Raw genomic sequence first — 12812 nt, 5'->3', positions numbered from 1 at the left:
ACGAGGACTACTTTGATGACCACCACCGAGAGCACCACACTGCTGACGGACCTCGACGCCGCCACCCGCGGAGCCGTCCTGGCGCCGGGATCCGCCGAGTACATCGTCGAGGTCACCGGATTCAACGTTGCAGTCGAGCATCGTCCCGCAGCCGTCGTGGTGGCCGCGGACGCCGCCGATGTCGCCGCAGCCGTGCGCGTTGCGGCCGCAGCGGGCCTGAAGATTGCGGTCAAATGCACCGGCCACGGCGCGATTGCCGCAGGTCCTGACGCCGTTCTGATCTGCACACGCGCATTGACGACGCTAGCCCTCGACCACCACGGGCGGACAGCCACGATCGGCGCCGGCGTCGTGTGGCAGCAGGTGCTCGACGCTGCGGCACCCTATGGACTCGCCGCTCTGGCAGGCTCGGCGACTGCTGTCGGCGCCGTCGGATATACCCTCGGCGGCGGGCTGAGCCCGATCGGGCGAACCTACGGGTTCGCCGCCGACCACGTCCGCAGCCTCGAGGTCGTGACCGCCGACGGCGTCGTACGTCGCGCCGACGAACACCAGAACACCGACTTGTTCTGGGCGTTACGCGGCGGTGGCGCGGCGTTCGGAATCGTCACCGAGATCGTGGTCGACCTGTTTCCGATCCAGACGGTGCTCGGCGGGGGCATCTTCTACGACATCGCGGACGCCCGTGCGGTCCTCCGAGCCTGGCGTCTGTGGGTCCCGACGCTTCCCGAGTCGGTGTCGACCTCGGTAGCCATCCTGCATCTTCCGCCTACCCCCGAGCTGCCCGAACCACTCCGAGGCCGCACCGTGTTGCATCTGCGGCTCACGCACGTCAGCTGCTCCGAGGACGGGTACGCGTTGCTCGCGCCGATGCGCGGACTGGCCGTGCCGATCCTCGACACCGTCTCCGAGATTCCGTTCATGGCGATCGCCTCCGTGCACATGGACCCCGCCGACCCGATGCCGGTCATGGAACGCGGAATCTTGTTGAACGAGCTCACCGACGACGGACTCGAGATCCTCCTCGATGCCGCCGAGATGCCGGTGGCCGTGGTCGAGCTGCGCGCGATGGGCGGCGCGCTGCGCCGTGAACCAGCCCTGCCGAATGCAGTGGGTGGACGGGCTGCGGCCTTCAGTCTGCTCGCGGTCGGCATGCTGATCCCGCCGATCGCGGACATCGTGCCCGGAGTCCTCGAGCGCTTCGTGGACCGCTTCGAGCCGTGGAGCTGCGGCGCATTCATGAACATGGCAGGTGCCGCGACCGGCACGCCCGCAGACCGGGTCCGTGCAGGGTGGGACGCCCCGACCCAGGACCGTCTGGACGACATCCGTGCCGCGGTCGATCCGTTGCACATCTTCACCGCCGCTGCGCGCTGGTAATCCCGCTCAGCGCACCAACCAACCGCACGGCGACGCGAGCTGCTCGGACTCCTTCGGCCCCATGGACCCGCCCGCGTACTGCTTGATCGCGGGCGGGTTGTCGAGCAGCGGTGCCGCAACCTCCCACACGTGAGCCAGCCCGTCCGGTCTCGTGAACAACGAGCGATCCCCGTTCAGCACATCGAGAATCAGCCGCGAATACGGCGACAGCGGCTCGGCGTCCGGAACCTCCGGCAGCGGCAGGGACAGATGCCCAACCGACAGATCGAAATCCGGCCCCGGCTCCTTCACCGTCATCGCCATGTCGATGGCACCGTTGCCGGACAGATCGAACGCCAGCACCGCGCCGTCGTGCGGAAGATCGGTCAGCGGACTGCTCGCAGGCTGACGGAACACGAGCGATACTCGTTGTGCGCTGACTCCCAACATCTTTCCGGTCCGCAGCAGGAACGGCACCCCGCGCCAGCGATCGGTGTCGACCCACAACTTCGCGGCGACGAACGTGTCGACCGTCGAATCGTCGGCGACGCCCTCGACGTCCCGGTATCCGTCGTACTGCCCGAGGACCACCTCGGACGTGTCGATCGGCCGGAAACATCCGATGACCGACTCCCGCGCAGACTGAAGGTCGTCGGCCCGCAACGACGCCGGAGGCTCCATCGCGATCTCCGCGGCGACCTGGAACAAATGCGTGACGAGCATGTCCAACACGGCGCCGGTGCTGTCGTAGAACTCTGCTCGATCGTCGATGTTCAAGGTTTCCGGCACGTCGATCTGCACCTGCGCGACGTGGTCGGAATTCCAGATTCCGTCGATCATCCCGTTGGCGAACCGCAGAACATGGAGATTCTGCGTGGCCTCTTTGCCCAGGAAGTGGTCGATCCGGTAGATCTGCTTCTCGTCCAGCACCGCGTGCACGGCCTTGTCCAGCTGCTTGAACGCCTCCTGCGACGTGCCGAACGGCTTCTCGTAGACCACACGTGCGCCCTGCGCCAGGCCATGCGCGCCGAGCGCCGCGGTGTAGTCCTCGAACGCGCTCGGTGGCAGCGCGATGTAGTGCACGAGCTGCGCGTCGTCACCGATGTCCCTGCGCCCGGCCTCCACCACCTCGGGAAGCTGGCCCGGATCGTCGACGGTGAAGCCGTTGCCCGCGAATCGGACGCGCTGGGAGAACTCGTCCCAGTCCTTGCCGTCGAGGTCGGAACCGAACTCCTTCAGCGCACCGTGGACGTGATCGCGGAACTCGTCGTCCGGGGTGTCATGGCGACCGTTTCCGATGAGCAACCACTTCTCGGGCAGCAGGCCCTCGACGTGGAGTTGATAGAACGACGGCAGGACCATCCGCTTGGCGAGGTCACCGGTCGCGCCGAACAGGACGAAGATCGTGGGTTGCAAAGACGCCATGGAAACCATCATGCACCGACCGGGCCGCTGCTGTGGCTACAGTCGGTGTGATGGGAAGGTCACGGTTTCACGGCGAGATATTCGGGATAGGCACCGACTCGGGTGTGCGCATCGTGATCGGGCACTGGACGAACTCACCGCTCGGCGAGTTCACCGACGTGATGGTGCAATTCACCGACGGCCATCGACTCTTGCTCGCTCCCAACGAGGATGTACGTGAATTCGTGACCGCGACTTACACATTCGACGAGGTCTACCTGACTCCGGTGGAGTTCACCCGGTGCGGCTACAACGTCGAACTTGCCGCCGACGACCTTCGCGTATCGGTGACGACAGGCGGGCCGACCGTGCTCGGCCGACTCCTTCATCTGGTCCCGCACACGGTGTCGACAGCACCGTGGTTCTGCCGTATCTCCGACCCGATAGCCCGCGTGGTCCTGCGCGGCGTGCGCACCCGTGGCAGCGCGGGCAACGGCAGACGCGAGTACTACGGGGCGCGACAGCAGCACAAGATCACCGCCGCCGAGGCGTCGTGGCGCGCCGAAGACCTCGGTCACCTGACGCCCGTCACTCCCCCGGTGACCTTCGGATTCGGCAGCACCCCCGCTGCGCCGTCGGTCACCTCGATCACGACGACGATCGACTCCGACTAGGAGAGCTCTGCCCCAGCGTCGGACAGTTCGTTCAAGGCCGCGTTCGATGTCCCAGGCGCCACCCCCGCGACGAAGCCCGTCAGGATTCGCACCTTCAGTCCGGCGGCGATCGCATCGAGCGCCGACGCCCGGACGCAGTAGTCGGTGGCGATCCCGGCAATGTCGATGTGGGTCACCTCGTTGCTCGCCAGTACCTCACGAAGTGGCAGTCCGTCGTCCGTCGAACCTTCGAACGCCGAATACGACGGCTTTCCCTGCCCTTTGAACACGTGTACGTCCACCGAACCGAGGGCCAGGTCCGGGTGGTACTCGGCACCCGTGGTGCCCGCAACGCAGTGGACGGGCCAGGTGGAGGTGAAGTTGGGCGGCTCGTCGGTCGCGAAGTGGCCACCGTTGTGGCTGTCGGCATCGTGCCAATCCCGTGACGCGACGATGACGTCGTACGCGTCTCCTTCGCTTGCCAGAAGCCCGCTGATTCGCCGCGCGACCTCGGCACCACCCACGACACCGAGCGCACCCCCTTCGGTGAAATCGTTCTGGACATCGACTAGCAGAAGAGCACGTGTCATGACCCCAGTATCCTCGTCGCTGTGAATGCGACGGTATCCGAGTTGGTCTGCTACCCGGTCAAGGGCTGTGCGGGCCACTCGCTTCAGTCCGCGCGCATGACGTTCCGCGGTATCGAGCACGACCGTGAATTCATGATCGTCGACGAAAATCGTTCCTTCCGCAGTCAACGACGCGATCCGGTATTGGCCCTGATTCACCCTACGATCGACGACGAAAGATTGACGCTCCTCCACCCGGATGTCGGCTCGGTGACCTGCCCCATCGACACGGCGTCCTCGGCGTCCGAGGTCACGATGTTCGGCCGCCCGTTCCGCGGCATAGATCAAGGCGATGACGTTGCATCCTTTCTGAGCGAGGTGATCGGCGAGAAGTCACGTCTCGTCGCAGTACCCGAGGACTCTCATCGCGTCACGGACGGAATAGCGCGGGGGACGGCCGGATTCGCGGACAGTTCGGCAGTCCACATTCTGTCGAAGTCCACCTTGGACGGGCTCAATGCACGACTGGACACTGCGTTGCCGATGGATCGGTTTCGTCCGAACATCGTCGTCGACGGCTGGGATTCGCCGCACACCGAGGACCTGGTGCGCGACATCACGGTCGGCGACACCGAGCTCACCTACACCAAACTTGCGATCCGGTGCCCCGTCACCACCGTCGATCAGAGCCTCGGCCGCCGCGACGGGCGGGAACCGTTGGCGACGCTGGCGACATACCGCACGGCACGACAGAAGGGTGTCGCGTTCGGGTCGAAGTTCACGGTCATCCGCGGCGGCACGGTGACCGTCGGTGACGAGATCACCGTCGCGAGATGGGGCGACACGGAACTGTAGCCTGCTGCCTACGATCTCCCCGACGCGATCTGCACAGCGAGCAACACCCGGGCTTGACCCGCCCGCAGCAGCGGCGAGAACACCGCCCCGGCGTCGACGAGGTCTGCCCCTCCTCCACCACCACCGTACGTGGGCTCGATTGGGCCGACCGGCACACGCGTCGTAACCACCACCGGGACACCGCACGACTTCACGGCGTCGACGACCTGCGCATTGGTGTTCCCGGAACCTGTTGCCTCCAGAATGATTCCGTCGGTACCCGCCGCGACGAACGCCTCGATCGCCACCGCATCGGCGCCCGGATACAGGGCCACGATGTCGACCCTCACTCCCGCCATGTCGACTCTCGGAACGACCACGCGGGGTTCCGCCGAGCTGACGAACGCATCGAGATCGGTTGTGTGCCACTTCGACAGACCGCGTGCGGGCAGTACCCGTCCGCCGAACACGACGAGAACACCGCTCCCTCGATTCGCGTCGTCGAGAACCAGTTCCAGTGCGGCAGCCACGTTGACGGGACCGTCCGGAGCGTCGTGGTCGGACGTGCGCTGAGCACCGGTGAACACGACCGGGCGAGGGTCGTCGTGGAACAGGTCGACGAGCAGCGCTGATTCCTCCATGGTGTCGGTGCCGTGCAGCACGACTACGCCCTGACACGCCTCGTCGACGAGTGCTTCGGCTACGGCGTCGGCAATGCGGCCCATGTCGGCGAAGTCGAACGTCGAACTGTCCTTGGACATCAGGTGGCGAACCTTCACCTCGGACGCGACATCGAGTCCGAGTCCACCGGGACCCGGCCGACTGATGCCGTTCTCGTCGCGGATGCTGGCAATGGTTCCGCCCGTCGTCAGCAGGGCAATGTAAGACAAGCTGTCATACCTCTCGTTCTTCGGCCAGCGCACGAATGCGACTGCGGCACAGGAACCAACCACCCACCAGAAGAGGCGCGATGATCAGGATCGAGGCGATGGTCCAGGTGCCGACCGGCTTGTCGAACGCCATCAGAACAAGCACTGCCAGCAGAAATCCGAGTGTTGCGATGCCGGTGTAGGGCGCGCCGAGCATTCGGAACTTCGGCCGCTCGATCTGTCCTGTGCGCGAGAGCGACCACAGCTTCAGCTGACAGAGGATGATCACGGCCCATGCGCTGATGATACCGAGAGCTGCAAGGTTCAAGACGATCTCGAAGGCCTGGGCGGGCACAGCGGCATTGAGCCCGACGCCGGCCAGCGCCACCACCGCAGTCAGTGCGATGCCGCCGTAGGGGACTCCTGCCTTGTTCATCCGTGCCGCGAACTTCGGAGCGGACCCGGCTACGGCCATCGAATGCAGGATGCGCCCGGTCGAATACAGACCGGCGTTGAGGCTCGACAGCGCCGCGGTGAGGACGACGAGGTTCATGATGGCACCGGCGCCCTGCACATCGATCGCGCCGAAGAAGGTGACGAACGGGCTTTCACCTGCGTGGTACGCGGTATACGGAAGCAGGAGCGACAGCAGCAGAACTGATCCCACGTAGAAGATCAGGATTCGAACGATGACCGTGTTGATTGCCTTGGGTATGACCTTCTCCGGATCGGCTGTCTCCCCGGCTGCGGTGCCCACCAACTCGATCGATGCGTACGCAAACACGACACCCTGGATGACGACGATGGCGGGCAGGAGGCCGTTGGGTATCAGTCCGCCGTTGTCGGTGATCACACTGAGCCCGGGTGACTGTCCGTCGATCGGGGTTCCGAACACCACGTAGTAGACGCCGACCGCCAGGAAGGTCACCAGCGCAATGACTTTGATGAGCGCAAACCAGAACTCGAGTTCACCGAAGACTTTGACGGACACCAGGTTCAGACAGAGTACGACGACGAGTCCGATGAGTGCGAACACCCACTGATCGACGTCACCGAGCGGTGCCCAGTACTTCTTGAAGAAGTTCATGTACAGCGCGACGGCGGTGACGTCGACGACAGCCGTCATTGCCCAGTTCATCCAGTACAGCCAGCCTGCCGCGAAAGCCATCTTCTCGCCGAAGAATTCTCGCGAGTACGAGACGAAACTTCCCGACGACGGCCTGTGCATCACGAGCTCACCCAGAGCGCGCAGGATCAGAAAGGCGAAGAATCCGCACAGTGCGTAGACCAGCACGAGTGCGGGCCCCGAGTCGTGAAGCCTGCCACCGGCTCCCATGAACAGACCGGTGCCGATGGCACCGCCGATGGCGATCATCTGAATCTGTCTGGGTTTCAGTGACTTCCGAAATCCGAGATCTTCGTTCCTGACTGCGACTCTCTGGTCGATGGTCATGAATGCCTACCTTGTCGAGGTGTCGGGGGCGTCGGCGTGTTCGATGGGCGCGACGCGCAGATTGGCGAGATGTTCCGGGCTGAGCAGACGGTCGAGTTCGTCGCGAGCGATCAACTTCTTCTCGAGAACGAGGTCGACGACGTTGCGGCCAGTGAGCAGGGCTTCCTGCGCGATTGCGGTGGACTCGGCGTATCCGAGATACGGGCTCAATGCGGTGATCAGACCGATCGAGTTTTCGACCCGCTCACGAAGCAGCTCGACGTTGGCGGTGATGCCGTCGACGCAGCGACTGGCGACGGTGCGACACGCGGCACTAAGATGTGCCATGCCGTCGGACAGGGATTTGACGATGATCGGCTCGAATGCGTTGAGCTGCAACTGTCCTGCCTCGGCGGCCATGGTGATGGTGACGTCGTGGCCGATGACCTCGTAGGCCACCTGGTTGAGCACCTCCGGGATGACCGGATTCACCTTGCCGGGCATGATCGACGAACCTGCCTGCATCGGAGGGAGATTGATCTCGTTCAGGCCTGCCCGCGGGCCCGAGGACAGCAATCGCAGGTCGTTGCAGATCTTGGACAGCTTGACGGCCACGCGCTTGAGAACACCGGACAGGTGAACGAACTGACCGACGTCCTGCGTCGCTTCGATCAGATCCGTTGCGGTGACCAGCGGCAGGCCGGTGATGGTGCGCAGGTGCGCGACCGCCGACACCGTGTATCCGACCGGCGCGTTGAGCCCCGTTCCGATAGCGGTTGCTCCGAGATTGATCTCGTGCACCAGCAGTGCGGCTTCCTCGAGCCGTGAGCAGTCCTCGTCGATCATGACCGCGTAGGTACCGAACTCCTGCCCCAGCGTCATCGGCACCGCGTCCTGCAACTGCGTGCGCCCCATCTTGACGACGGTGGCGAACTCGGTCGCCTTGCGGCGGAAGGCGTCGCGCAGGAATTTCATCGCTTCGATGAGTTCGTGTGTTGCGTAGATCGTCGCGATGTTGACGGCCGTCGGGTAGACATCGTTCGTCGACTGACTGGCGTTGACGTGCTCGTTGGGGTGCAGGTGGCTGTACTCGCCGTAACCGTATCCGAGGATCTCGAGCGCGCGGTTCGCGATCACTTCGTTGGCATTCATGTTGGTCGATGTGCCCGCACCGCCCTGGATGACATCGACGACGAACTGCTCGTGCAGTCGGCCGTCGAGAATGTCCTGGCAGGCCTGACGGATGGCCTCGCTACGGGTGTCGTCGAGAATGCCCAGGTCCTCGTTGGCCGATGCGGCCGCCCACTTCACGGCTGCGAGGCCGCGGATCAGGTGGGCGTTTGTCGAGATGGGGCGCCCGGTGATCGGGAAGTTCTCCAGCGCACGCAGGGTATGGATACCCCAGTACGCGTCTGCGGGTATCTCGCGCTCGCCGAGAAGGTCCTTCTCGACACGTATAGCGTCCACTGCTTGCTCCCTGACTACTCGACGGCGGCCGTCCGGCTGTCCGGCTGTCTGACAGGTTAGAGTGTGAACCAAGACACGTCAGCCGTCAACCGCTGGCTTGACCACCTCGGCATAGGAAGAGGACGATTCAGGCATGAGCCTGTCGGACAGCTGGGCGGTCAGTCAGCCGACCGCGACGAGAATGAGCGCAGCGGAAGCGGTATTCGCGGACTTACGCGACGCGATCGTGTCGGGGCAGGTCTCCGTCGGAGACAAACTCCCGGCCGAGTCCGCGCTTGCCACCCGCCACGGAGTCTCGCGTTCGGTGATCCGGGAAGCACTGCGATCGTGCACCGCGCTCGGGCTGACCGAAACCAAAACCGGCCGTGGAACATTCGTCGTCCGTGACCGAGTCACCGGCGATCTCGACATCGGGAACTACGCGGCTCGCGAACTGATGGAAGCACGGCCCCATGTCGAGATACCGTCGGCCGGGTGGGCCGCCGAACGACGCACCGACGAGGACCTCCTGGTGCTCGAAGGGCTCACCGACGAGATGCGCAACGAGGACGATCACCACGCCTGGGTCCTACTGGACGGCCAGTTCCACACCGCGATCGCACGGGCCAGCAAGAATCGGGTGTTCGAAGCAATCATCGTCGACATTCGTGGTGCGCTGACCCGCCAGTCGGAAACTCTCAACCTCGTCGCCCGACGCCAGCAGAAGTCCAACATCGAGCACGACACCATCGTCGCGGGCATCCGCTCGGGCAGTTACGAGAAAGCCGCCGACGCCATGGCCGCCCACCTCGACGCCGTACGCGGGGCGGTGGAGTCGCTGCGCCGTTAGCTTCTGGCAGATCGCCGCTCACTCTTCCGGTTCGGTCAATCCTTCACGCTCGTCCCGCTCGGCCCATTCGAGCAGAGGCTCGAGCGAGAACACCGCATCGTCGATTCCCGCGTGCAGATCGCCCACTTCGGCGAACCTGGCAGGCACCGTGAAGATCGTGAACTCGTGCGGGTCGACGTCGGCTATCTCGTCCCAGGCAATCGGCGTCGAAACGGTCGCTTCCTGATTTCCGCGGACCGAGTAGGCGCTGGCGATGGTGTGATCGCGCGCATTCTGGTTGTAGTCCACGAACAGCTTCGTCGGGTCGCGGTCCTTGCGCCACCACGTCGTGGTCACGTCCTCGGGTGCGCGACGTTCTACTTCGCGCGCGAATGCCAGTGCGGCCCTGCGTACATCTTTGAAGCCGTACGCAGGGTCGATCCGCACGTAGATGTGCAGGCCATGTCCGCCCGAGGTTTTCGGCCACCCGACCGCACCGAGGTCGTCGAGTACGTCCTTCACCACACCTGCGACGCTACGGACTCGGTCGAACGGGCAGTCGGGCATCGGATCGAGGTCGATGCGCCACTCGTCGGGCTTCTCGACGTCGGCCCGCCGACTGTTCCACGGATGGAACTCGACTGTGGACATCTGCACCGCCCACGCCACATGCGCGAGTTCGGTGACGCACAGCTCGTCGGCAGTCCGGTTGTAACGAGGAAACGTGACCCGCACGGTCTCGAGCCACGGCGGCGCGCCGTTCGGCACCCGCTTCTGGTGCACCTTCTCCCCTGCCAGCCCCTTGGGGAAGCGATGCATCATGCACGGTCGCTCGCGGAGTGCGCGCACGATACCGTCGCCGACGCTGAGGTAGTAGTTGACCAGATCGAGCTTGGTGGCCCCATTTTCCGGGAAGTACACGCGATCGGGGTTGGAGATCCGTACGATGCGGTCACCGACCGGTAGTTCGATCGCAGGTGAGCTACTGGCCATGAACCGAGCCTAAGTGACTGCAGGCTTGTCATCCAGGTGATTCGGGTACACCCGAGGAACCATCAGCATCGACGACAAGGAACAACATTGATCTTCATCACCGCCAAGTTCAAGGTGAAGCCCGAGCACGCCGACAACTGGCCCGAGATCTCGCGCAACTTCACCGAAGCCTGCCAGGCCGAGGAAGGCTGCCTGTGGTATTTCTGGTCGCGCACGCTCGACGACCCCACCGAGTACGTCCTGGTGGAGGCGTTCAGGGACCCTGATGCCGGTGCCACACATGTGAACTCGGACCACTTCAAGCAGGCCCAGAAGGATCTCCCGCCGTACCTACAGGAGACGCCGAAGATCATCAGCCAGGAGGTCGACGGGACCGACTGGAACGATCTGGGCGAACTCGCAGTCGAATAGCGTTGGAGTCGGGTGCAGCCGACCGCGCTGAGCGCGGCTGGTTGCACCGGATTCGAACACTAAAAAGCCCGGCCCCTCGGAGAGGGACCGGGCTTCTTCGTGCGAGACGGACTTAGAAGTCCATGCCGCCCATGCCACCGGTCGGGTCGCCCGCGGGCGCTCCGGCCTTCTCTGGCTTGTCGGCGACGACGGCCTCGGTGGTGAGGAACAGAGCCGCGATGGACGCTGCGTTCTGCAGTGCCGAGCGGGTGACCTTGACCGGGTCGTTGATGCCTGCAGCGAGCAGGTCCTCGTACTCGTTGGTCGCGGCGTTGAGGCCGTGACCGGCGGGCAGGTTGGAGACCTTGTCCGCAACGACGCCGGGCTCGAGGCCTGCGTTGAATGCGATCTGCTTGAGCGGGGCGGACAGTGCAACGCGAACGATGTTCACGCCGGTTGCCTCGTCACCGTCGAGCTTGAGGTTGTCGAGTGCGGGCGCTGCCTGGAGCAGAGCCACGCCGCCACCGGCGACGATGCCTTCTTCGACGGCTGCCTTGGCGTTACGCACGGCATCTTCGATGCGGTGCTTGCGCTCCTTGAGCTCGACCTCGGTTGCCGCTCCGGCCTTGATGACTGCAACGCCACCGGCCAGCTTGGCCAGGCGCTCCTGCAGCTTCTCGCGGTCGTAGTCGGAATCGGAGTTCTCGATCTCGGCGCGGATCTGGCTGACGCGTCCGGCGATGGCGTCGGAGTCGCCCGCGCCCTCGACGATAGTGGTCTCGTCCTTGGTGATGACGACCTTGCGTGCCTGACCGAGCAGCTCGAGTCCGGCGGTCTCCAAGGAGAGGCCGACCTCTTCGCTGATGACCTCGCCACCGGTGAGGATGGCGATGTCGGCGAGCTGCGCCTTGCGACGGTCACCGAATCCGGGAGCCTTGACGGCAACGGACTTGAAGGTGCCACGGATCTTGTTCACCACGAGGGTGGAGAGAGCTTCGCCCTCGACGTCCTCGGCGATGATGACGAGCGGCTTGCCCGACTGGATGACCTTCTCCAGCAGCGGCAGCAGGTCCTTGACCGTGGAGATCTTGGAGCTGACGAGCAGGATGTACGCGTCTTCGAGGACGGCTTCCTGACGCTCTGCATCGGTGGCGAAGTACGCCGAGATGTAGCCCTTGTCGAAGCGCATGCCCTCGGTCAGTTCGAGCTGCAGGCCGAAGGTGTTGGACTCCTCGACCGTGATGACGCCTTCCTTGCCGACCTTGTCCATTGCCTCGGCGATGAGCTCGCCGATGGACGGGTCGCCTGCGGAGATGCCAGCGGTAGCAGCGATCTGCTCCTTGGTGTCGATCTCCTTGGCGGAAGCGAGCAGCGACTCGGTGACGGCTGCAACAGCCTTCTCGATGCCGCGCTTGAGGCCGAGCGGGTTCGCGCCGGCTGCGACGTTGCGCAGGCCTTCACGAACGAGTGCCTGAGCGAGAACGGTAGCGGTGGTGGTGCCGTCGCCTGCGACGTCGTCCGTCTTCTTGGCGACCTCCTTGACGAGCTCGGCACCGATCTTCTCGTAGGGATCTTCGAGCTCGATCTCCTTGGCGATGGAAACACCATCGTTGGTGATCGTGGGAGCTCCCCACTTCTTTTCGAGCACGACGTTGCGACCCTTGGGGCCCAACGTCACCTTTACTGCGTCGGCGAGGGCGTTGAGTCCTCGCTCGAGGCCACGGCGTGCCTCTTCGTCGAACGCGATGATCTTGGCCATTGCGAAGTGATCCTCCGGATTGGGGGTGACACGCAGAACGAAACGTGTGTCGTCTCGCTCATCTGCACTTGCTCGGCCGAGTTCGGTGCCCGCGACGGACGACCAGGGGTGTCGATGATTCCCAGCCTCACCGTCCCGACCTGGCACTCACAAGGCGCGAGTGCCAACTGCATTTCTAGCACTCGACCATGCCGAGTGCAAGGTCGAGTCATCCATTCTTGGTCATTCCGCAGGCTCCACTCCGGCTTGTTCGCCGAGGGCGCACTCCCGCGACC

At 64.4% G+C, this 12812-nt stretch carries 12 protein-coding genes; 5 read left to right on the top strand and 7 right to left on the bottom strand.

Translation table 11 applies throughout. The features are described from left to right. Nucleotides 1-15 precede the first annotated feature (15 nt). Nucleotides 16-1380 carry an FAD-binding oxidoreductase gene (locus tag ACODSO_RS05240; protein ID WP_489035568.1) on the top strand — a complete coding sequence of 455 codons (1365 nt, stop codon included), beginning with the start codon at nucleotides 16-18 and terminating at the stop codon, nucleotides 1378-1380. A 6-nt stretch (nucleotides 1381-1386) separates the two neighbouring features. Here the strand turns inward: ACODSO_RS05240 and ACODSO_RS05235 are convergent, their stop codons facing one another. Beyond that, the gene (locus tag ACODSO_RS05235) at nucleotides 1387-2793 is read right to left on the bottom strand and encodes a glucose-6-phosphate dehydrogenase (protein ID WP_489035751.1); all 1407 of its coding nucleotides are present in this window, start codon (nucleotides 2791-2793) and stop codon (nucleotides 1387-1389) included. A 41-nt stretch (nucleotides 2794-2834) separates the two neighbouring features. Here ACODSO_RS05235 and ACODSO_RS05230 point away from each other — a divergent pair, with 41 nt between their 5' ends. After that, nucleotides 2835-3437 carry a hypothetical protein gene (locus ACODSO_RS05230; RefSeq protein WP_489035566.1) on the top strand — a complete coding sequence of 201 codons (603 nt, stop codon included), beginning with the start codon at nucleotides 2835-2837 and terminating at the stop codon, nucleotides 3435-3437. On the opposite strand, the gene ACODSO_RS05225 is transcribed toward ACODSO_RS05230, so the two are convergent. Next, nucleotides 3434-4006, bottom strand: a complete 573-nt coding sequence (locus tag ACODSO_RS05225) for an isochorismatase family protein (protein WP_489035565.1) — start codon at nucleotides 4004-4006, stop codon at nucleotides 3434-3436. The genes ACODSO_RS05230 and ACODSO_RS05225 overlap by 4 nt on opposite strands. A 21-nt stretch (nucleotides 4007-4027) precedes the next feature. Between ACODSO_RS05225 and ACODSO_RS05220 the strand changes: the two genes are divergently transcribed. After that, nucleotides 4028-4840 (top strand): MOSC domain-containing protein, encoded by an 813-nt coding sequence (locus ACODSO_RS05220; RefSeq protein WP_489035563.1) that lies wholly within the window; start codon nucleotides 4028-4030, stop codon nucleotides 4838-4840. Nucleotides 4841-4848: 8 nt separating this feature from the next. Here ACODSO_RS05220 and ACODSO_RS05215 read toward each other — a convergent pair whose 3' ends face one another. The 3 genes from ACODSO_RS05215 to aspA are packed head-to-tail and all read right to left on the bottom strand — an operon-like array spanning nucleotide 4849 to nucleotide 8587. Next, nucleotides 4849-5709 carry an asparaginase gene (locus ACODSO_RS05215; protein ID WP_489035561.1) on the bottom strand — a complete coding sequence of 287 codons (861 nt, stop codon included), beginning with the start codon at nucleotides 5707-5709 and terminating at the stop codon, nucleotides 4849-4851. A gap of 4 nt (nucleotides 5710-5713) precedes the next feature. After that, a complete protein-coding gene (locus ACODSO_RS05210) occupies nucleotides 5714-7141 on the bottom strand; it encodes an amino acid permease (protein ID WP_489035559.1) in 1428 nt (475 codons plus the stop codon). 6 nt (nucleotides 7142-7147) lie between these two features. Continuing rightward, nucleotides 7148-8587 carry an aspartate ammonia-lyase gene (gene aspA / locus ACODSO_RS05205; RefSeq protein ID WP_489035558.1) on the bottom strand — a complete coding sequence of 480 codons (1440 nt, stop codon included), beginning with the start codon at nucleotides 8585-8587 and terminating at the stop codon, nucleotides 7148-7150. 133 nt (nucleotides 8588-8720) lie between these two features. Between aspA and ACODSO_RS05200 the strand changes: the two genes are divergently transcribed. After that, nucleotides 8721-9416, top strand: a complete 696-nt coding sequence (locus ACODSO_RS05200) for a FadR/GntR family transcriptional regulator (RefSeq protein ID WP_489035556.1) — start codon at nucleotides 8721-8723, stop codon at nucleotides 9414-9416. 18 nt (nucleotides 9417-9434) lie between these two features. On the opposite strand, the gene ligD is transcribed toward ACODSO_RS05200, so the two are convergent. After that, nucleotides 9435-10388 (bottom strand): non-homologous end-joining DNA ligase, encoded by a 954-nt coding sequence (gene ligD / locus ACODSO_RS05195; RefSeq protein ID WP_489035555.1) that lies wholly within the window; start codon nucleotides 10386-10388, stop codon nucleotides 9435-9437. 87 nt (nucleotides 10389-10475) lie between these two features. On the opposite strand from ligD, the gene ACODSO_RS05190 reads away from it, so the two are divergent. Then, the gene (locus ACODSO_RS05190) at nucleotides 10476-10799 is read left to right on the top strand and encodes a putative quinol monooxygenase (RefSeq protein ID WP_489035554.1); all 324 of its coding nucleotides are present in this window, start codon (nucleotides 10476-10478) and stop codon (nucleotides 10797-10799) included. Between the two features lie 112 nt (nucleotides 10800-10911). On the opposite strand, the gene groL is transcribed toward ACODSO_RS05190, so the two are convergent. Continuing rightward, nucleotides 10912-12537 (bottom strand): chaperonin GroEL, encoded by a 1626-nt coding sequence (gene groL / locus ACODSO_RS05185; protein ID WP_068380378.1) that lies wholly within the window; start codon nucleotides 12535-12537, stop codon nucleotides 10912-10914. Nucleotides 12538-12812 lie beyond the last annotated feature (275 nt).

The organism is Rhodococcus sp. FG69 (assembly GCF_057808915.1).
Note: the sequence above shows the minus strand (reverse complement) of the source record. Positions and strands in the feature narration are given on the sequence as shown.

What these genes read in the sequence shown, in the direction of transcription:
- ACODSO_RS05240 (WP_489035568.1), top strand. Translation starts at nt 16, where the DNA reads ATGACCACCACCGAGAGCACCACACTGCTGACGGACCTCGACGCCGCC.
- ACODSO_RS05235 (WP_489035751.1), bottom strand. Translation starts at nt 2,793, where the DNA reads ATGGTTTCCATGGCGTCTTTGCAACCCACGATCTTCGTCCTGTTCGGC.
- ACODSO_RS05230 (WP_489035566.1), top strand. Translation starts at nt 2,835, where the DNA reads ATGGGAAGGTCACGGTTTCACGGCGAGATATTCGGGATAGGCACCGAC.
- ACODSO_RS05225 (WP_489035565.1), bottom strand. Translation starts at nt 4,006, where the DNA reads ATGACACGTGCTCTTCTGCTAGTCGATGTCCAGAACGATTTCACCGAA.
- ACODSO_RS05210 (WP_489035559.1), bottom strand. Translation starts at nt 7,141, where the DNA reads ATGACCATCGACCAGAGAGTCGCAGTCAGGAACGAAGATCTCGGATTT.
- ACODSO_RS05200 (WP_489035556.1), top strand. Translation starts at nt 8,721, where the DNA reads ATGAGCCTGTCGGACAGCTGGGCGGTCAGTCAGCCGACCGCGACGAGA.
- ligD (WP_489035555.1), bottom strand. Translation starts at nt 10,388, where the DNA reads ATGGCCAGTAGCTCACCTGCGATCGAACTACCGGTCGGTGACCGCATC.
- groL (WP_068380378.1), bottom strand. Translation starts at nt 12,537, where the DNA reads ATGGCCAAGATCATCGCGTTCGACGAAGAGGCACGCCGTGGCCTCGAG.